This is a genomic window from Erythrobacter sp. THAF29 (genome assembly GCF_009363635.1).
Lineage (GTDB): Bacteria > Pseudomonadota > Alphaproteobacteria > Sphingomonadales > Sphingomonadaceae > Erythrobacter.
On the sequence record NZ_CP045392.1, the window covers coordinates 1,742,593 to 1,760,600 of the forward strand.

Genomic DNA, 18,008 nt, shown 5'->3' on the forward strand with positions numbered 1-18,008 from the left:
TGTTACAGAACGATAAATGATACGACGCTCAATCGATACCGAGTTCGGCCTTGATGGCACCAGGACTTTCGAAACGTTCGGCTTCGGGCCTGCCGATGGCAGGCTTTGCGTTGATCCAGGTGTCTTCGCACACGAATTCAAGCAGGCTCGCCGCGAGATCAGCATGACGGCACCGGAAACAGCCTTCCGCCAGCCGCTCGTCCGTAATCACGGCGTCGCCAGTGTAAGGCTCATCCAGCAGCCAGCCCGGCCGTGCGGCCGTCCATTTAATACCTTGGGCGTCGCTGAGCATCACTTCCATGGAGCGCATCTGCTCGAGTATATTGAACAATGCAGGCTTGGCAGTGAGTTCAAACCAGGCCGGGACGCTCGACTGATGTTCGACGAAGGCAGCGGAGATTACGGCAATGCGGTCGATCTTCGCTTGTGCCATCGCCTCGAGCAGGTTGCGCGTGCCATCGGTATAGAGCGGCGGTGGATCGATCGCATTGCCCGGACCGAAAGCGACACCGAGGGTCGAGATAACCGCGCGGCAGCCATCGAGATCGCCCGCGAAATTATCCGACAGCACATCGCATTCGATATATTCGAAGTCGCCCACCCGCTCGCCTGGCCCAGGCACGGTGTGTTCAAAGGCGCGGATCGGTATGTCTCGGGCAATGGCACGCCTCAAGAGCTCGGTGCCGGTCTTCCCGCCTGCGCCGAAGACAGCGATGGGCCTCGTATCGGTCATCTGCTTGTTCCTGTAAAAATGGTGAGGGCGACGAAGGGCGGAGGCGCGGGCGCATGGGTTAGCCGACGGCCCGCCCATGCGCCCTGCCAGTATCAGGCTCCGTCGGCCGGACAGGTGGTATAACCCCAAAAGCCGAACTCATCCTTGGCTCTTGGTGCTGCCACGATCATCTCCTGCATTTGCAGGCCCGCATCGCCTTCATCATCCAGCATGCGGGTTTTGATCCGAAGCTCGCCGTTCGCATAGCTGCCAGGGCCATCGGCGGTCACGGGGATCAATTTGCCATTGATCTTGATCGCTCCGCCCCCGTCACCGTCATAGACAAACGAGGGAAAGGCCACTTCGGTCAGGCGGAACTGGCAGGCCTGTCCTGCGCCCAGAGCAGCAAGGTCCGCGTCATTCATGGTCCCGGGAAGCATGAGGCCCGGGTCAACATTTGCCAGTGCACTGGCCGCGTCCTCGATCGGCGCGGCAGTGGCAGGCGGGTCGAGCTGGGCTTCGCGGTCGTTGCCCGGAGCGGTGTTCGAATTGCAGGCGGCAAGCGGCAGCGCGATGAGCGCCGTGAAAGCTATCTTGTTCATGGCTGCATCTCCTCGGGCAGGCGTTCTTCGGTTCGAGGACCGTTCTGCTCGATATCGTCTATGAGGTATTTCATCTCGGCGATTTCGCGGCGCTGTGCGACAATGATGGCCTGCGCGAGTTCGCGCACGCGAGGATCTTTCAGGCTCGCGCGTTCGCTGGTCATGATCGCGATTGAGTGGTGCGGGATCATTGCTGCCATATATTCGGTATCGTCAACGGTGGTCTGGCTGCGCACCAGCCATAGTGCGAGCGCGAACACAAAGGCCCCGACGCCCAGGATGATCAAGTTCTTGGTCCGGTCCTTGTACATGCCCCACATGAAGAGCAGCATGACAACCATCATCATCGCGCCCATGACGAACATCATCCAGAAGCGCGTTTCGCTCCAGAAAAGATCATCGACGGTAAAGGTGTTGGCATACATCAGGAAGAACATGATCACGGTCGAGGTCGACACCATGGCCATGAATCGCCAGTAGCTGCCGCCCCCTCCCTTGTCCGAGTGGGAGGTCTTTTCGGTCATGCTTTTTCTCCTTTTTGCATCATGGTCCAGAATAGCTGCGCCGAGCAGCTGATGAGAGCGAAGCCGGTAAGGGCCTCGACGCCGGCGAGAACTCTCAGGTGCTCGGTCGGATAAATGTCGCCCAAGCCCAGTGTGGTCACGTTGATGAGCGAGAAATAGAAGTAGTCCATCCAGTGCATGGAAGGCGCCTTGTCGAACCCTCCCAGGCCCCATTGCGCGCCCAGCCAGAAACCTGCGGCAAAAAGGATCGCGACCAGGAAATGCGACGCGAGCACGAGTAGCGAGACTGCAAGCTTTCCCAGCGTATCGCGGCGGCGATCGAGAAGCCGGTGGCCGACACCCAGAATGGCAAGGTGGGAAGCGACGGCTGCAAGGAACAGAAAGACGGCGAGAAGGAGCGCGGTGATCATGCGAGAAGCTTCGCGCCCATCCACAGACCCATTCCGATCATGAACAGATTTTCGGTCAGCGAGACGAAGCCGAGCGGCACATTGCTGCCCCCACCGACGCAAGCGCATTTGAGCTCACGCTTGTCGATGTAGACAGCCTTGAAGACGCTGACAGTGCCGACGGTGCCAATGAACAATGCCAGCGGGGCCGAGAGCCAGGTCAGCGCGCCCGCGGTCATGAGAATGCCGGCAGCGGCTTCGCCGAACGGGTAGACGAAGCCATAGGGCACCCAGCGCCGTGCGAGTAGGTCGTAGTTGAGGAACATCGTCGAGAAACTGCGCACGTCCTGAAGCTTCTGAACGGCGAGCAGGGTCATCGATAGGCTCACGAACCATTCGGCGGCCCGGACAGTGAAGAGGTTATCAAAAAAAGCCCAGCTCAGTCCGAGCGCGAGCAGAAGCGCGACCGCGAAAATCGCAATGACCGGCTGATAGCTGGTCTCGCCTTCCTCTGGCTGCGAACGGCTCTTGCCGAAGAACTCGCGGACATCGTCATAGCCGCCAATGCGCTTGTCTTCGATAAAGGTCTGCGGGGTGGTCTCGACGTTGTGCTTGTCCTTGAATGCGTCGGTTTCCTCCCTGCTGGTCAGGTGATGATCGTCGACCTCGAAACCTTGCCGCTTGAGAAGATCGACCGTCTTGATGCCATAGGGACAGACATGGTCCTCCATGACCATGCGGTAGACCGCCGCTGTTCGGGTCGTCATGAATCGCTCCATCTGTTTTGCCTGACGTGTCTCGTGCTCAACGCCGGTTTTCGGTGAACGGTTTCGAAAAACCCCGCTGCAAGAGCCTCAAGGCCCAGCGAAAAGTTGCCATCAACTCTTCTCTTCTGACCGATCATCTTTGTGAGAAGCGGGCGCTTCGGAATTGTCCGAAAGGTAAATCCATTCTCCCATGAAGACTGCGACGATGCCGATCGCCGCATAGGCGACAACGGCAGGATCGCTGCGCAATTTGGCCGCGGTAAAGGCTGCAAGGACCACGCCATCTGCCGCGAGTGCTGTAAGAAGTATTGTTGCGCGCGCGCCGACTTCCTTGCGCAGGTGGCGCAGGACGCCCCAGTGAACCAGCATATCCATGACGAGGTAGAAGAAGGCGCCCAGCGAGGCGATCCTTGACAGATCGAACAGGACCGCAAGCGTCCCGGCAATGACCACCGTATAGACCAGCATGTGGCTGCGAATCCCGCCGCTCATGCCGAAATGGCTGTGCGGGATCATCTTCATGTCGGTCAGCATCGCAAGCATGCGCGACACGGCAAATACGCTCGCTATCACGCCCGAAGTGGTGGCGGCGATCGCGATCGCCACGGTGAAATAGAAGCCCAGTTCTCCCAGCGCCGGACGCGCCGCAGCCGCGAGCGAATAATCGCGCGCCTCGACGATCTCGGATATGCTCAGGCTCGAACCCACCGCCACTGCGACAAGCAGATAGATCACGATGCAGACGGCTATCGAGATCATGATGGTTCGGCCGACATTCTTGTGCGGGTCAACGATTTCGCCGCCGCTATTGGTAATCGTGGTGAAGCCTTTGAAGGCGAGGATCGAGAAAGCAACCGAGGCGAGCAGGGCTTCTGCATTGGTCAGCGAAACGGACTGCGAAAATGCGCCTGATGAAAATCCGCTGGCCCAGATCGCCGCGACTGCGAACAGCGCGATACCGCCGATCTTGATGGCGGACATGATGAGCGAGAAGCCGCTTACCGACTTGTTGCCCGCTGCATTGACGAGATAGGCGAAGATGATGAGTGCAAGCGCTGCCAGCGAAACGAGCCACCCGCTGCTTTCGAGGCCAAACGGGCGCAGCGCGTAAGTCGCAAAGGTGCGGGCCACGAGGCTTTCATTGATGACCATCGACAGAGCCATCAGGAGCGATGCCGACGCGGCAATGACGCCGGGTCCGTAGGCCTTCTGCAAGATCATCGCGATGCCGCCCGAAGACGGCCATTTGTTCGACATCTTGATATAGCTGTAGGCCGCCAGCGAAGTTACCAGCGCGCCGGCGATGAAAGACAGGGGGAAGAGCGGACCGGCGAGCTCGGCGATCTGCCCGGTCAGCGCGAATATGCCGGCACCGATCATGACGCCGGTACCCATCGCAACGCCGCCCAGCAGGGTTATCGAGCCAGCCGTTTCGCTTTGATTCTCGTGCTCATGGTCTTGCAAGACTTTCCCCTGTCGATGGTCTCCCGTTCAAGAAAGATCATGCCGGACAGTACGTTCAGCCGGGGCTCATCCCTCAAAAATATTTCAGGACAAATCCGGAGGGTTGCGTTTTGCTCGGGGCGCTCGAGCAAATTGCGGCCCAAAGCGGACTGCTTGCGCAGCTGAAAATGCTCGGCGAGTATCAAGGCACGCGTCCATCGCCGCCGATTTACTACGTCCTGAACCGGTTACGGAAAAATCGCAGCAGTGGCACCCCAATGACCGCGATGTACCAACCGTACAGAAAGCTGCCGAGAGCGCCTGCCAGAAAGCCCGAGATGGTCAGCCATTCGAACCCGGGAAGCAGCGGCGCCCACGCTTCGTGCATGTGCGCCTGTTCGGGCGCGAGCAGGCCGAAACCGATGCAGATCAGGTAGCTGAAAAGCAGGAAGAGGCTGAGTGTCCAGCCCCATATCAGTATTGAGGTTTTGACCGAATAGTCTGACATGATGGTCCTCCGTTAGAGTTGGCGCTGAGATGGCTTGTCCATGGTCACGGGTAGGATGCGAAAACGCGCTGCCCGCCTGAGCCGAAGGCGATGACATCATAGGGCTGCACCTGCTCTCCGACTTCCATTCCGGGCGAGCCAAGCGGCATTCCGGGCACAGCCAGGCCTGCCACGCCTTCGGGGCGTTCGCGCAATAGCTTCGCGACGGCATCGGCCGGCACGTGGCCTTCGATGATATAGCCATCGACTTCCATCGTGTGACACGACCACAGATCCTGTGGCACACCCCTGGCTGTCTTGAGCGCAGCCATGTCGTCGGTGTCGACCGAGGCGACCTCTGCTTCGAGCCCATGTTCGACGTGACCGGCCCAGCTGAGACAGCAGCCGCATCCTGCGTCGCGGAACATGGTGTAGGTCGCGGCCTGCGCTGCATTCGAGCAGGCTGCAAGGGCGAGGAGGAGCGAGGCCGCCAGCGAACGGCGTAGCGGTCTCGAATCTTTCGTGAGGTTCATTGGACATTGCCTTTCTTGATGCCGCGCCAGAGAGAAATGGTTCCGGTCGCGGTATGGATACGATCGAGCAATTCGGCGTCCGCGAAAATCTCGGCGAGCAATTTCTCGACGGCTCCGTCGGCGCTCGGCTGGGTGTCCTTCACGCCGTCGAGAAGCTGAACGCTCGAACGGAACAGCGCGCGCATGACTGGAGCATCCTGCCCCATATAGTCGGCAATCAGCGCCATGCCCCCGGGGGCCAGCAGGTTCTCGATCTGCTCGAGGATCGCGCGTTTTTGCGAAACGGGCACCTGGTGAAGGACGAGACTGCTGACGATCTTATCTGGTTGCCAGCCGTCGGAAAGCTCGAGACTGTCAAGAAAGCCGTTGTGCCACCGGACCATATCGACTCCGGCACCGAACTTGCGCTGCGCGATCGCCAGCGCGGCGGGGTCTGGCTCAACGCCGATGAAGCCGGCTTCGGGACAGCTGGCCATCAGCGCCCTGAGCAAGGTCCCGGTGCCGCACCCGACATCGATGACCTTGTCGCCCGGCACCAATACGGCCTCTTCGACGATCGCGCGGCGCCACCGGCTCTCGCGCGTAAAGACTGCGATCGCGCGGTCATAGAACGGCGTGAGCCAGCTTTTGCCCAGCGGCGGAGTGAACTCGCGTTCTTTTGACGGAACTGCCGCGCTTTTCATGCCATGGCTCCCATTCGACGCTGGTACATACCGCTGTTGCTACAGATATCTCCTCTTACGCGTCGCCAACCCGCAGCCCTCAAAAAAGAAACTTGAGGGTTTGCGCGAAGTGTCGCGTATAGGAACCGTGCAACCGACAGGAGCAAGGGATGCGTGACAATCAGACACTCGATGCGATGCTCGGCACCATGGCCTCGCAGAAGGCTGGCGACGTGCCGCCCGACTTCATGAACGGCGTCTGGCAGCGCGCGGGACAGCTTGGCGAAATTGTCGATCAGCGACGCAGAATGGCCTTGTTCGCCGGTCTGTTTGTCGTCGGGCTGGCAGCTGGCGCAGGGACCAGCGGATGGCCTTCCGAATATGGCGCTCCTACAGAAATTGTTGGCGAGAGCCTCGTTGGCGGAGAATCCCTGTCACCCGCTGCTTTGCTTCATGTGGGATCATAGGCGTTGAAGAAGTTTCACCTTGTCCTTGCGGTCCTGCTGGCGGCGCTCGCCGGATGCCTAGGAGCGCTTGCCGCCGATCGCTGGGCCAACAACGATGCCGAGGGCGGCCTGCACCAGTTCGTGCACGATGAGCTGTCGCTCACGGCTGACCAGGAGCAGCGGCTCGATGCGCTCGAAGCGCGTTTCGCGGTAGAACAGGCAAGGCTCGAAGCCTCTGCGCGCGCAGCCAACGCCCAGCTCGCCCAGGCAATGGAAACCGAGCACGAATACGGGCCCGAAGTCAGTGCCGCGATCGACGAGGTGCATGCGCGCATGGGCGATCTGCAAAAAGCGACCGTGCGCCACGTCTTCGACATGCGGGAAATTCTCGATCCCGATCAGCAGCTCCAGTTCGACCGGAAAGTGTCCGCGGCCCTCACGCGCGATCCGCGTGACTGATCAGCCTTGGCAGCGGTGGATGACACTTCGGATGAAGCTCTGATCGGGCGGGCGATAGCCGGTGACAAGCGGGCGTTCACAGCTCTCGTCGAGAGCGAGATCGCCCGGTTGATCGCGCTTGCCACGCGTATGCTGGGTTCACCATCGCAGGCCGAAGATGTCGTCCAGGACGGTCTCGCTTCGGTCTGGCTGACACGGCATCGCCTCGACCCGAGCAAGCCCATCGGTCCCTATTTGACGACAATCGTTCTCAACAAGTGCCGCGACAAGCTTCGCCGGAGGAAAGTTGCGGGCTTCCTTGGCTTGCCGAGCGGCCGGGAAGCCGACGCCGTTGCCGACGATGCCCCTAATCCCGAAAATGTTGCCGGAGCCCGCGAACAGCTGCGGCTGGTCCAGGTCGAAATCGGGCGCTTGCCGGTGCGGCTGCAAGAGGCGCTCGTGCTGGTCACTGTCGAGGGGTACAGCCAGGCCGAGGCTGCCGAGCTGCTCGGCACCACGGAGAAGGCCGTCGAGACGCGCATCTATCGTGCGCGCAACCGGCTGAAGGAGCGGTTCGAAAAGTTTGAGGGGTAGGGCAGCTGACCGCGTATGTGACGGTATACGCATTTTCAGGAGCCCCCTATGCCTGCCCTCAATCGCCGAAGATTCCTTGGAACAAGTGCTAGCGGGCTGGGCCTGCTTGGTCTCTCCGGTGCCATGCCGGCCTGGGCGCGCGGCGCGGACATCCTTGCAGGAAACGCCCGCAAAGGGCTGGATGAAGTATCCGGGCCGAATATCGACCTCACTGTCGCGCGGTCTGCCTTTGCAACCGGCAACAGACGCGGCGGCGCCATCGCCGTCAACGGCACGATCCCCGGCCCGTTGTTGCGTTTGAAGGAAGGCACGACCGTCCGATTGAACGTCCATAACCAGCTCGAGGAAGACACCTCGATCCACTGGCACGGGCTGCTCGTGCCATTCGAACTCGACGGGGTGCCAGGTGTAAGCTTCCCCGGCGTCAAGCCCGGAGAGACCTTCACCGCTGAATTCCCGGTGCGCCAGTCGGGCACCTACTGGTGGCACTCGCATAGCGGCCTGCAGGAACAGGCCGGGCATTACGGCGCCATTGTGGTGGATCCGGCTGGACCCGATCCGGTCCAGGCGGACCGCGAATATATCGTGGTGCTCAGCGAATTCAGCGAAATGTCGCCCCACACGATTTTCGACAAGCTCAAGAAGGGCGAAGGCTACTTCAACTACAACATGAATACCTGGACCGACGACTATCCGCTTTCGGGCGAGGATCGCCGGATGTGGGCGAGAATGCGTATGATGCCGACCGACCTTAGCGATGTGTCGGCCCCAGCCTACACTTACCTGCTGAACGGTCATGGCCCGCTCGACAATCTGGAATATCTCTTCCGTCCGGGCGAGCGCGTGCGGCTGCGCTTCATCAATGCCGGGGCCATGACCTTCTTCAATATCCGCATTCCAGGCCTGCCGATGACCGTCGTTCAAGCCGACGGGCAGAACGTCGAGCCGGTCGAAGTGGACGAGTTCCAGATCGGCGTCGCGGAGACCTACGACGTCGTCGTGACGCCGGGTGAGCAGCAGGCGTACACATTGGTGGCCGAGTCGGTGGATAGGTCCGGAATGGGGATCGCAACGCTTGCGAGCGCGCCTGGCGCGCGCGCGGCCATTCCGCCGCTGCGCGATCCCCCGCTTCTGACCATGGCTGATATGGGCATGAGCGGTATGGACCACGGGGCTGGCAGCAACGATGCCGGTATGACCGGCATGGATCATGGCGCCGGCGGTATGGCCGGAATGGACCACGGATCGAGCGGAGCGGCTGGCGCGGATGGGATGTCCGGTATGGATGGCGGTTCGGCGGAGATGGCTGGCATGGCGGGAGGTATGCAGATGCGCGATACATCGCTCCTGCCTCCCGACGTGAAGGTCGGGCCCGGTCTCGACATGGTCTCGATGAACCCGGTCGACCGTATGGGCGACCCCGGCATCGGCCTTGCCGATGTCCCCCACCGCACCCTCGACTATCGCAAGCTCCGCTCGCTGACACCTCATCAGGAGGGGCGGACTCCCTCGCGGCGGATGGAAATCCATCTCACCGGGAACATGGAACGCTATATGTGGTCGTTCGACGGCAAGAAGTTCTCCGCCGTCTCCGACGAGCCGATCCGCTTTGCCTATAACGAACGCGTGCGTGTCAAATTGATAAACAACACGATGATGGCGCACCCGATCCACTTGCATGGGCACTTCTTCGAACTGGTTAACGGCGCACCTGCCGATCGTCAGCCGCTCAAGCACACGGTTAACGTGCAGCCGGGCGGCAGCGCGCAGTTCGACCTGACGGCGGACGAGCCGGGCGACTGGGCCTTCCACTGCCACCTTCTCTACCACATGCATGCCGGGATGTTTCAGATCGTCACTGTCGCCAATCCCGATGGGAGCGAAGCATGAAGATTCGTATTACCAGCCTGCTCGCATCGATCGCAGTCGGCTCAGTTCTCGCCTCCCCCGCTGCGGCGCAGCATGCCGGTCATTCGCCCGCGGAGCCGCAGCAGAGCGCCGAGGCGCAGGCTGACGCCAAGACAAAGTGCGAAGAAGAAGCCCAGCGCCATCGCGCGATGGGGCACCCGGTAGCCGAAGGAGCTTGCGAACCAGTGGCCCAGCCTGAAGTTGCCATGGATCATTCGACGATGGACCATTCGACTATGTCTCATGGTTCGACGACCGCTCAGGATGGTCATTCGGGCATGGCAATGCCGATGGACGCTGCCCGTCCGGAGACTACACCCGGGAGTCATGAAGGAATGGATCATGGCTCGATGCCGCATGGCACGCCTGCCGAAGGCGCGATGGATCATTCGCAGATGAACCAAGGCGACATGGGTCAGGCGGAAGCCAGCAACTCGTCGATGGACCATGGGCAGATGGATCACAGCCAGATGAACCATGGGCAGACGGGATCGCAGGATATGCAGGGCATGGACCATTCGGCGATGCAGATGGGCTCGAACGACGATATCCCGCTGCTGCCGCCTCCTCCCGAAGCCGGGAGCGGTCCCGCGCGCGCGGCGGTCGCGATCTGGGGCGAGGAAGCCATGAACGAAGCGCGGCGCGAACTTGTCCGCGAGACCGACGGCGGGATGCGCTTCTGGTTTCAGGGCGACCGGCTCGAATACCGCGCCCGCGAGGGAGTGGATGGATATCTTTGGGACATCCAGGGCTATTATGGTGGTGATATCGACAAGTTCTGGTTCAAATCCGAGGGCGAAGGCAGCTTCGGTGAGCCTGTCGAGGGAGCCGAAGTCCAGGCACTCTGGAGCCGGGCGATCGCTCCCTTTTTCGACCTACAGACAGGTGTGCGCCAGGATTTAACAGGACCCGAGCGCACCCATGCTGTCATTGGCATACAGGGCATTGCTCCCTACCAGTTCGAGGTCGACGTTGCAGCGTTCGTATCGAACAAGGGTGATGTAACCGCGCGCTTCGAGGGCGAGCTTGATCAGCGCATCACGCAGCGGCTGATCCTCCAGCCGCGAGCCGAAATCGCTCTTTCGGCTCAGGATATTCCCGAACTCGGCATTGGCGCTGGCCTCGACCGGATCGAGGCAGGTCTGCGTCTTCGCTACGAGTTCGCACGCGAATTCGCGCCCTATGTCGGCGTCTCCCAGGAGTGGCGGATCGGTCAGAGTGCCGATTTTGCACGCGCCGCAGGGGAAGACCCTAGCGTGACGAATTACGTCGTGGGCATGCGATTCTGGTTTTAAGAGAAGGAAATATACAATGAGGATAAGACTATCTCTAAGCGCGGTCGCCCTGGCCTTGGCTGCAGGCGGCACTCCCGCCCTGGCACAATCCATGGATCATTCCGCGCACTCGGACCCTACGGCTTCGACGCAGATGGACCATACGGAGCAGGGCATGAACCACGCCGAGCATATGGATGCGATGAATGATGACGTTGCGGAAGCCGAGGCGGTTCTGACATCATATCGGGATGCCCTGACGTCGCGCGATGCAGAGGCCATGGCCGCGCTGTTTGCCGAGGAATCCTTCGTTTACGAAAACGGCAAGGCGGAAGGCAGCTTCACGTATTACATGGAGCATCACCTGGGACCGGAACTCGATGCAATAACCAGCTTCACCTTCGGCGAACCGACGCTCGCAGTCACCCGGATGGGACATATGGCGTATGGCCGCGAATCGTACACCTATCGGATCGAACTGGCCGACGGCCGCGTGATCGACCGCGAAGGCGTTGCGACCTCGGTGCTTGCCCATGATGCGGATGGCTGGAAGATCGTTCAGTACCATTCGTCGTCACGAGCGCCGCGTAACAACTGATTTGATCGGGGGAACACCGATTGGCGACACGCTCTTTCAAGCTGCGTCTGCATGTGCTGGGCAGCAAGCTTCACAAATGGCTGGCAGTCTTTGTCGGCGTCCAGGTGCTTCTATGGATGGCCACCGGGGCGCTGATGTCGTTCCTCGACATCGAAGAGGTCCGGTCCGAACATGTCGTTTCGCGCGCACCGGAGGTTCTGCCCGCTAATGCTGCCATGCCCGAGTGGCTCGATAGCAGGGAGGGGGTGGTTTCCCTTGCGACGCGCGCGGTCGGCGGCAGGACAGTAACCGAGATCCGTCGGGACGATGGAAGCGTCACGCTCCGCGACCCGAACAGCGGCGCTCTCCTTTCGCCTCTTTCGAGCGCGAGCGCACAGGCCATCGCTCGCCATGCTTGGACGGGGCCACCAACCACCATAGCGACCACGCGCCTCATCGAAGGTGCTGTCGGGACCGAATTCCGGGGTCCGTTCCCCGCGTGGCAGATTACCTATGGCGATGAGGACAATACCCGCGTCTACATCGATGCATCGAGCGGCTCGGTGCTCGCTGCCCGCAGCGACACCTGGCGTCTGTTCGATTTTATCTGGGGGCTGCATATCATGGACTGGACGCAGCGCGACCGCATCAACAGCTGGTGGCTGCTACTGTTCGGGATCGGCGGGACAATCATCGCGGTTTCGGGCTTTGTCCTGCTTGCCAACCGGTTTCCCAGGATCAGGCGGCGGGCGAAACATGTGCCGAATGCCCCCTGAAGCCGCTCCCAGTTTAATCAGGTTCGGCTCGGGCAAAGCGGACCAGAAGGATCGTTAGCGCGGGCACGATCGTCCACATCGCGATCGGGATCAGCGCCAGTCCCGTCACTGGCTCTTGCGGCATCAACTCGCTGTAGCGCCAGCTCAGGAAACTGTTTGCCGGAAGCGATGTGGCGATCATTTCGACGGCGATCGCGACGACAAGCCCGAAGCCGAAATAGATCGCATAGGGCATTTTGGCGGCTTGCCAGAGCCACGCGTGCCCGCCACGTAATCCTGCAAGGCTATAAGCTGTCAGCAGGATCACGCCATCGCCCAGGCTTGCAATGCCGCAGCGAATGGTCCGCTCGAAGGGTTCGAGATCACCCGGTTCGAAGAATGGCATCTGGAAAATCTCCCAGACGAACGCGATCAGGCTCCCGCAAATAAGGATCAGCCAATGGGTTCTGGTCATGTTGCAGGTACGCCCGAAAAATCTGCGCCAGCAAATAGCAAGCGGCCGGATTTCCACTTCCTGCATAGCGCCTTCGCTGCCCCAAAGCCCGGATCAGTCACGATTTTCGCGGCCCTCCGACTCGGCCATGCGAGCAGCGCGTTTGAGAAATTTCCGCATGTCACCTGCTGCCAGTTCGGTAAGCGGGTGCCGGCTCGCATCGGGGCGCGGTTCGATCATGTCCGCACGTTTCCTAATCTGTTCGATCTGTTCATCGCTCGCCCCGGACAAAAGGCCAAGAACTATGTTCTCGAGAGTAATGAGGCGAATGCGCATTTGCACCAGATCGGCATGATCGGGCTCCGGGATATCCCAGCTGCCGTTCTCATTGACCGTGCTCACGACTGCTTCTCCGACGGCTCTGCTGGCACCATGATACTCCCCATTCGTCGTTATCGGCTTCTCTCAAAAAGGTGGCCGAAAAACAGCACCGCTGCAACCGGCCGTGCTTCGGCCCACCAGCCCCACCGCTGCTGCGGATTGTTTGAGGGGAAGAGATGGCGGCTGCGTAAAGAGGATGACTGCACACAGCATCCACCGCAAGACCGACGAAAGGAAATCGACCATGAAACTGACAGTTCTAGCTTTCGCGCTCGCCACCGGCCTGGCAACCACCCCGGCAATGGCCCGGCAACAGCATGACCACGGGGATCAAGCGGCGGCGCAGCAGCAGTCACACGCTGGCCATATGATGCAGGATTCGGCGGCCATGACGGCCCACCGCGAGAAGATGGCTGAAATGCGCGCGCTGATGCAGCAGGCCCACGCGGCGAGCGATCCTGCCGAACGCCAAAGGCTTATGGCCGAACATCGTGCAAAAATGCAGGAACACATGGCGGGCATGATGCAGGGGGACAACGCCGATATGATGGCGGCCTGTCACCAGCACATGATGATGATGCATGACATGATGGAGCAGATGGCGGCTCACGAGAACATGGCGCAAGACGATTAGGAGGCGGTGGCCGGGCTCTCGCTTTGTGCCTGAGCCTGGCCACACTCTTACCAGGGCGCGGTGCAAGGCAGGAGGTCCGACCATCTCGTGAGTAAAATTTGAACCCTCACGCGTCGACGATCGCCGCGCTCTATCACCGCAAGAGATGAAGGTTCGCAGAGCATTACAGACACAATAGGTTGCACGACCATCGCCAAGACCGGAGCCCGTAGAGAATGAAACGAATACAATTCATGGCTATTGTGGCCGCCAGTCTGCTCTGGATAAGTCCGGCCCAGGCCCATGGCGACGAGGAACATGGCGAAGCGGCCAGTGCTGTCGTCTCCGATGCGGCGTCAAAAGATATCCAGGCTGCGCAGGGGCACGGCGACACGGCTGCTGATCATGACGGGGCGAAGGGACAAGATGCAGACGAAGGCGACAAGGGCGTGGTCGGTGTGCTCAAGTCGCTGCATCCCGCCACCGTACACTTTCCGATCGCCTTGTTCTTTATGGCCGCTCTCACCGAGCTATTCGTCATCGCACGGAAGGGCACAGGCCTAGAGTCGGCAGTGCGCGTACTTGTTTATGGCGGTGCCGCCGGGGCGGTCGTGGCGGCCATATTCGGTTGGATCCATACCGGTCTCTGGTTCGGCGGAGATACTGCGATGCAGGTTCATCGCTGGAACGGAATGCTGATCGCGGTTCTCGGTCTGGCGATGGCCTATCTGGCGAGCCGTGCTTCCGCGAGCCGGACCGCGTTTCGCGCCGCAATCTTTGCCATGGCCGCTCTAGTGCTGGTGCAGGGATTTCTGGGCGGCGAGCTTGCGCACGGTGCCAATCATCTTGGTATCTCCTGGCTTTGAAGGATAGAATGATGCGCAGATCAAATCGGAACGCGTTTGTTGCCCCCCTTGCTGCGGCGGCATTGGGGCTAGGGCTCGCTGCCTGTGATCAGACGCAGGACACTTCATCAGAAGCTGAAGCCTTGCCACTGTATACGGCCCCGCCGACCGAGAGCACAGGTGCTGGCGAAGGCGAAAGAGACAACGCAGCCTTTCCCGCTGGAGAGGCCAACACGAACCGGTCGGGTGAAGCTGCGACTGCCGGTAGGCAACCAGACCGACCGGCGAGCACTCCGGTAGTAGCGTCGTCCCCTGCGGCCACTCCCCCGCCGGTGAATGCCCAGCCTAGCAACACACCCGATCCTCATGCGGGCCACTATATGCCATCCATGCCCGACCATGACATGCCCTCGATGTCCGATCAGGCGCATGGATCGTGACCTGGCGTTTCGCCTTCTGATCGGCCCAAAAACGGCCGACGCTCGTTTTACCAGTCACTACGAATAACAAGTCGTCGTTTGCCAAAGGCGCTTTATCTCATCTGTCCGATTTTGGGGGTATTGATGGGGGTATTTGCAAGACGACTCAAAAAGTTTATTAGGTAAATCAGCACGTTATATGCTCTCTATATTTCCCTCCTCCGCTACCATTCATGTCCTTCAAACAAGATTTCAGTCTTCCGGCTGCCTGGCTGGCTCCCGGCCGATATCCGTGCGCGTCATGGCAGCGGATCGAATCTTGCTGAGCGCAAAGTCCGGGGCAAACCACTTTGCTAAATCATATCGCAAACTTTCGCGGTTAACTGCGGCTAACCAGAGAGCTCAGGACAAGCACGTCCGGGATCACAGTGCTTAATTCGGTGTTTACGACTTTCAGATAGACGCGCTGAGTATGAATACATACTCGCCTTTAAACGCCGCGTTAGTCTTGTCGCTTGCCAGCCTGTCGGCCCCGGCTCTTGCCGAGGGCGTCGATGCTGGCACACTGATCGAGAACACCGCTACAGCCACCTACGACGATGGCAGTGGCCCGACGACGATTACGTCCAACACCGTGACCCTGCGGGTCGATGAATTGCTTGATGTCACCGTGACATCGCTCGATTCCGGCCCCGTCGGCGCAGCACCTGGCACGGCCGTTCTCACCTTCGAGCTGACCAACACCGGAAATGGTCCGGAAGCCTTTGAACTTTCGACTAATCCTGCAGTTGCGGGCAATGATTTCGACTCGCAGGTCGATGCGATTGCAGTCGATACAAATGGCAACGGGGTTTACGATCCCGGCGTTGACCAGATCCTGACCGCGCCCGAGACCACCGCCGAACTGGCCGCGGACGAGGCGATTACGGTTTTCGTCGTCGTTTCGGTCCCCGCAAGTGCTTCCGACGGGCAGCGCAGCGATGTCGAACTGATCGCCGAGGCCGTAACGGGCATCGGCGCGCCTGGAACTGTATTTGCCGGGACCGGGGTGAACGGCGGCGACGCGATCGTCGGAACGACCGGTGCCGATGCGGCTGCAACCGGCTCGCTCATCGTCGGGATCACGACGGTCGACCTGACGAAGTCGGCCACCATCCTCGATCCATTCGGCGGAACAAGCGCGGTACCCGGCTCGGTCGTCACCTTCACCATTGTCGCGCAAGTTTCGGGCAGCGGCTCGATCGATGACCTGGTCGTGACCGACGCGATCCCGGCGGGCACGACTTATGCCGCCGATACGCTTGAACTCGATGCCGCCGCGCTGAGCGATGCGGCGGATACGGATGCCGGATCTGCCTCTCAGGCCGACGGCATCAGCGTAGACCTCGGCACGGTTGCAGGAGGCACGACGCACACGGTCACATTCGATGTGACGATTGACTGACAAGATTTGAAGTTGGGGAATAAGATAATGAAAAACATGCTGAAATTGGTCGCAATGGCATGCACACTTGGAGTGGTCTCGACACCGCTCGCAGCGCAGGAAGACTCGCTCAGCGATGTCGCTGTGCCACAAAATGCGGTGAAGCTCGCGGGCGATGTGAAAGCGGTCAAGACCGTGACCGACGATACCGGTGCGGAACGCACCGCACTGGTCGAGCCGGACCTGATTGTTCCCGGCGATCGCCTGATCTTCGGAACCGACTACGCCAATACGAGCAGCGAGACCGTGACCGACTTCGTCGTCACCAATCCGCTGCCTTCGGCGGTGCGTCTTGCACCCGACGCCGACCCCGAACTCGTGGTTTCGGTCGACGGCGCGAAGACCTGGGGGACTGTCTCGGCACTTTCGGTGACGGAGGAAGACGGCTCGAGCCGTCCGGCAAGCCACGCCGATGTCACTCACGTCCGTTGGACGCTCGCGACAATTGCGCCGGGCGAAAGCGGACGGCTCGAATATCCAGCAATCATCCGCTGAGAGGCGGACGGTAACCGCCAGGTCCTGCGGGCGGTTTGAGGGGCGCGGGGCACACGCAGAGGAAAAAGCCAATGAAAACAAGTACCCAGATGCTGGGTGCGGTGAGTTCGATAGCGCTCATTGCAATGACCAGCGCTCCAGCGATGGCCCAAGGGACCACCGCCGGGGATTCAATAACCAACAACGTGACTGTCACGTATCAGGTCGGCGGTGTCGACCAGACCGCGGTCACCGATAGCGATACTTTCACCGTCGACCGCAAGATTGACGTGAATGTGAACTTCACCGGCGCGACGCCGGTTTCGGTGTCTCCGAACGAGCAGAATGCCGTTCTGGCGTTCGATATTACAAACCTGTCGAATGCTGTGGTCGACCTCGACCTCACGGCGACCCTGACTGCCGGCGCCGCTGCAAACATCAGTAATATCGAGATTTATCTCGATTCTGATGGGGATGGCGTGCTGAGCGGGGCCGAACTTTCCGCTGGTCCGATCACCTTCCTCGACGAAGTCGCGGCGGATGACGGGACTGGTACGGAGACGATTTCCGTTCTCGTTGTTTCGGACATCTCGATCGATGCTGTCGACACCGACTCTTTCGACGTCGCGCTTGTCGCTGACGCGCACGAAAGCGGATCGGTCGGTTCGCTCGGTGCGGAGATCACCGCGACCGCCGGTGCGAACACCGCCGGAGTCGATACCGTTCTTGCCGATGGCAATGGCGGAACCGGTGAAGAAGCCGACAATGACGGCGCGTTCTCGGACGAGGGCACCTACCTCGTGTCGGGCGCGAACGTCTCGGTCGTCAAATCGAGCCTGATCATCAGCGATCCGGTCAACAACACGACCAACCCGAAAGCGATCCCGGGTGCAGTCATTCAGTACTGCATTGCGGTTTCCAACGCTTCGGGTGCGACGGCTACCGGCGTGAACGTGGTCGACGATCTGCCATTCGACGTCACCTATGACTCGACCTTCGGCATCTTCGTCGATGGTACCGCCACAGTCGATACGTCTGGCGCTACACCGGTCGCAACCTGCGCGCTGGACGGCAGCGATGGTGTCGTAAGCGGTGACGCTTCGTTCAGTTCGGGCACTGGCGACCTTGGTGAAGACCAGGTCATCGGCGATCTGAGCGATATCGCGGCCGGCGCGACACGCTCGCTCTATTTCCGTGTCACGATCAACTAAGATCGAACGGATCTAGA

The 18,008-nt window shown here is 60.5% G+C and carries 23 protein-coding genes; 12 read left to right on the forward strand and 11 right to left on the reverse strand.

Annotated elements, in window-relative coordinates; all coding sequences use genetic code 11:
- Positions 1–28: 28 nt before the first annotated feature.
- The 9 genes from FIU90_RS08420 to FIU90_RS08460 all read right to left on the reverse strand — a co-directional run bounded on the left by FIU90_RS08420 (position 29) and on the right by FIU90_RS08460 (position 6,140).
- Positions 29–733: an NAD(P)-dependent oxidoreductase gene (locus tag FIU90_RS08420; protein WP_086438289.1), complete on the reverse strand. Its 705-nt coding sequence runs from the start codon at positions 731–733 to the stop codon at positions 29–31.
- A gap of 92 nt (positions 734–825) precedes the next feature.
- Positions 826–1,314, reverse strand: a complete 489-nt coding sequence (locus FIU90_RS08425) for a DUF6692 family protein (RefSeq protein ID WP_007163850.1) — start codon at positions 1,312–1,314, stop codon at positions 826–828.
- Positions 1,311–1,838 (reverse strand): DUF305 domain-containing protein, encoded by a 528-nt coding sequence (locus tag FIU90_RS08430; protein WP_007163851.1) that lies wholly within the window; start codon positions 1,836–1,838, stop codon positions 1,311–1,313. Before FIU90_RS08430 ends, FIU90_RS08425 begins: the two co-directional genes overlap by 4 nt.
- Positions 1,835–2,248, reverse strand: a complete 414-nt coding sequence (locus tag FIU90_RS08435; RefSeq protein ID WP_086438290.1) for a potassium channel family protein — start codon at positions 2,246–2,248, stop codon at positions 1,835–1,837. Before FIU90_RS08435 ends, FIU90_RS08430 begins: the two co-directional genes overlap by 4 nt.
- On the reverse strand, positions 2,245–2,994 hold the full coding sequence (locus FIU90_RS08440; RefSeq protein WP_172970222.1) for a glutaredoxin: 750 nt from the start codon (positions 2,992–2,994) through the stop codon (positions 2,245–2,247). Before FIU90_RS08440 ends, FIU90_RS08435 begins: the two co-directional genes overlap by 4 nt.
- Positions 2,995–3,105: 111 nt before the next feature.
- Positions 3,106–4,389, reverse strand: a complete 1,284-nt coding sequence (locus tag FIU90_RS08445) for an APC family permease (RefSeq protein ID WP_234029691.1) — start codon at positions 4,387–4,389, stop codon at positions 3,106–3,108.
- A 280-nt stretch (positions 4,390–4,669) separates the two neighbouring features.
- Entirely contained in the window at positions 4,670–4,945 is a 276-nt protein-coding gene (locus FIU90_RS08450) for a hypothetical protein (protein WP_152434349.1), read from the reverse strand.
- Positions 4,946–4,989: 44 nt separating this feature from the next.
- A complete protein-coding gene (locus tag FIU90_RS08455; RefSeq protein ID WP_152434350.1) occupies positions 4,990–5,457 on the reverse strand; it encodes a DUF411 domain-containing protein in 468 nt (155 codons plus the stop codon).
- Positions 5,454–6,140: a class I SAM-dependent methyltransferase gene (locus tag FIU90_RS08460; protein ID WP_152434351.1), complete on the reverse strand. Its 687-nt coding sequence runs from the start codon at positions 6,138–6,140 to the stop codon at positions 5,454–5,456. Before FIU90_RS08460 ends, FIU90_RS08455 begins: the two co-directional genes overlap by 4 nt.
- 149 nt (positions 6,141–6,289) lie before the next feature.
- Between FIU90_RS08460 and FIU90_RS08465 the strand changes: the two genes are divergently transcribed.
- From FIU90_RS08465 to FIU90_RS08495, 7 genes are all read left to right on the forward strand, one after another.
- Positions 6,290–6,586: a hypothetical protein gene (locus FIU90_RS08465; RefSeq protein WP_152434352.1), complete on the forward strand. Its 297-nt coding sequence runs from the start codon at positions 6,290–6,292 to the stop codon at positions 6,584–6,586.
- Positions 6,587–6,589: 3 nt separating this feature from the next.
- Positions 6,590–7,024, forward strand: coding sequence for a periplasmic heavy metal sensor (locus FIU90_RS08470; protein ID WP_152434353.1), 435 nt, complete (start codon positions 6,590–6,592; stop codon positions 7,022–7,024).
- Between the two features lie 6 nt (positions 7,025–7,030).
- A complete protein-coding gene (locus tag FIU90_RS08475; protein ID WP_152434354.1) occupies positions 7,031–7,597 on the forward strand; it encodes an RNA polymerase sigma factor in 567 nt (188 codons plus the stop codon).
- Positions 7,598–7,645: 48 nt separating this feature from the next.
- Complete coding sequence (locus FIU90_RS08480; RefSeq protein WP_086438294.1) at positions 7,646–9,487, forward strand: copper resistance system multicopper oxidase; 1,842 nt, start codon at positions 7,646–7,648, stop codon at positions 9,485–9,487.
- Positions 9,484–10,800 carry a copper resistance protein B gene (locus FIU90_RS08485; protein ID WP_007163862.1) on the forward strand — a complete coding sequence of 439 codons (1,317 nt, stop codon included), beginning with the start codon at positions 9,484–9,486 and terminating at the stop codon, positions 10,798–10,800. The genes FIU90_RS08480 and FIU90_RS08485 overlap by 4 nt, the downstream gene beginning before the upstream one ends.
- A 91-nt stretch (positions 10,801–10,891) precedes the next feature.
- Positions 10,892–11,377: a nuclear transport factor 2 family protein gene (locus FIU90_RS08490; RefSeq protein ID WP_086438295.1), complete on the forward strand. Its 486-nt coding sequence runs from the start codon at positions 10,892–10,894 to the stop codon at positions 11,375–11,377.
- A 20-nt stretch (positions 11,378–11,397) separates the two neighbouring features.
- A complete protein-coding gene (locus tag FIU90_RS08495) occupies positions 11,398–12,132 on the forward strand; it encodes a PepSY domain-containing protein (protein ID WP_205763508.1) in 735 nt (244 codons plus the stop codon).
- Positions 12,133–12,145: 13 nt separating this feature from the next.
- On the opposite strand, the gene FIU90_RS08500 is transcribed toward FIU90_RS08495, so the two are convergent.
- Both FIU90_RS08500 and FIU90_RS08505 read right to left on the reverse strand, forming a co-directional pair.
- Entirely contained in the window at positions 12,146–12,586 is a 441-nt protein-coding gene (locus FIU90_RS08500; RefSeq protein ID WP_100261321.1) for a hypothetical protein, read from the reverse strand.
- Between the two features lie 93 nt (positions 12,587–12,679).
- Positions 12,680–12,967 (reverse strand): hypothetical protein, encoded by a 288-nt coding sequence (locus FIU90_RS08505; protein ID WP_152434355.1) that lies wholly within the window; start codon positions 12,965–12,967, stop codon positions 12,680–12,682.
- Between the two features lie 223 nt (positions 12,968–13,190).
- Here FIU90_RS08505 and FIU90_RS08510 point away from each other — a divergent pair, with 223 nt between their 5' ends.
- From FIU90_RS08510 to FIU90_RS08530, 5 genes are all read left to right on the forward strand, one after another.
- The gene (locus FIU90_RS08510; protein WP_232725746.1) at positions 13,191–13,580 is read left to right on the forward strand and encodes a hypothetical protein; all 390 of its coding nucleotides are present in this window, start codon (positions 13,191–13,193) and stop codon (positions 13,578–13,580) included.
- A gap of 233 nt (positions 13,581–13,813) precedes the next feature.
- Positions 13,814–14,425 (forward strand): DUF2231 domain-containing protein, encoded by a 612-nt coding sequence (locus tag FIU90_RS08515; RefSeq protein ID WP_007163868.1) that lies wholly within the window; start codon positions 13,814–13,816, stop codon positions 14,423–14,425.
- 906 nt (positions 14,426–15,331) lie between these two features.
- Positions 15,332–16,267, forward strand: a complete 936-nt coding sequence (locus tag FIU90_RS08520) for a hypothetical protein (protein WP_234029462.1) — start codon at positions 15,332–15,334, stop codon at positions 16,265–16,267.
- A 27-nt stretch (positions 16,268–16,294) separates the two neighbouring features.
- Complete coding sequence (locus FIU90_RS08525) at positions 16,295–16,801, forward strand: hypothetical protein (protein ID WP_152434357.1); 507 nt, start codon at positions 16,295–16,297, stop codon at positions 16,799–16,801.
- Positions 16,802–16,872: 71 nt separating this feature from the next.
- Positions 16,873–17,991, forward strand: a complete 1,119-nt coding sequence (locus FIU90_RS08530; protein WP_152434358.1) for a DUF11 domain-containing protein — start codon at positions 16,873–16,875, stop codon at positions 17,989–17,991.
- Positions 17,992–18,008: the final 17 nt, after the last annotated feature.

Coding starts and splice junctions, on each gene's coding strand:
- FIU90_RS08465 (WP_152434352.1), top strand. CDS start 6,290: ATGCGTGACAATCAGACACTCGATGCGATGCTCGGCACCATGGCCTCG.
- FIU90_RS08485 (WP_007163862.1), top strand. CDS start 9,484: ATGAAGATTCGTATTACCAGCCTGCTCGCATCGATCGCAGTCGGCTCA.
- FIU90_RS08525 (WP_152434357.1), top strand. CDS start 16,295: ATGAAAAACATGCTGAAATTGGTCGCAATGGCATGCACACTTGGAGTG.
- FIU90_RS08435 (WP_086438290.1), bottom strand. CDS start 2,248: ATGATCACCGCGCTCCTTCTCGCCGTCTTTCTGTTCCTTGCAGCCGTC.
- FIU90_RS08445 (WP_234029691.1), bottom strand. CDS start 4,389: ATGGGTACCGGCGTCATGATCGGTGCCGGCATATTCGCGCTGACCGGG.
- FIU90_RS08490 (WP_086438295.1), top strand. CDS start 10,892: ATGGATCATTCCGCGCACTCGGACCCTACGGCTTCGACGCAGATGGAC.
- FIU90_RS08430 (WP_007163851.1), bottom strand. CDS start 1,838: ATGACCGAAAAGACCTCCCACTCGGACAAGGGAGGGGGCGGCAGCTAC.
- FIU90_RS08500 (WP_100261321.1), bottom strand. CDS start 12,586: ATGACCAGAACCCATTGGCTGATCCTTATTTGCGGGAGCCTGATCGCG.
- FIU90_RS08460 (WP_152434351.1), bottom strand. CDS start 6,140: ATGAAAAGCGCGGCAGTTCCGTCAAAAGAACGCGAGTTCACTCCGCCG.
- FIU90_RS08450 (WP_152434349.1), bottom strand. CDS start 4,945: ATGTCAGACTATTCGGTCAAAACCTCAATACTGATATGGGGCTGGACA.
- FIU90_RS08515 (WP_007163868.1), top strand. CDS start 13,814: ATGGCTATTGTGGCCGCCAGTCTGCTCTGGATAAGTCCGGCCCAGGCC.
- FIU90_RS08480 (WP_086438294.1), top strand. CDS start 7,646: ATGCCTGCCCTCAATCGCCGAAGATTCCTTGGAACAAGTGCTAGCGGG.
- FIU90_RS08440 (WP_172970222.1), bottom strand. CDS start 2,994: ATGACGACCCGAACAGCGGCGGTCTACCGCATGGTCATGGAGGACCAT.
- FIU90_RS08530 (WP_152434358.1), top strand. CDS start 16,873: ATGAAAACAAGTACCCAGATGCTGGGTGCGGTGAGTTCGATAGCGCTC.
- FIU90_RS08510 (WP_232725746.1), top strand. CDS start 13,191: ATGAAACTGACAGTTCTAGCTTTCGCGCTCGCCACCGGCCTGGCAACC.
- FIU90_RS08455 (WP_152434350.1), bottom strand. CDS start 5,457: ATGAACCTCACGAAAGATTCGAGACCGCTACGCCGTTCGCTGGCGGCC.
- FIU90_RS08420 (WP_086438289.1), bottom strand. CDS start 733: ATGACCGATACGAGGCCCATCGCTGTCTTCGGCGCAGGCGGGAAGACC.
- FIU90_RS08425 (WP_007163850.1), bottom strand. CDS start 1,314: ATGAACAAGATAGCTTTCACGGCGCTCATCGCGCTGCCGCTTGCCGCC.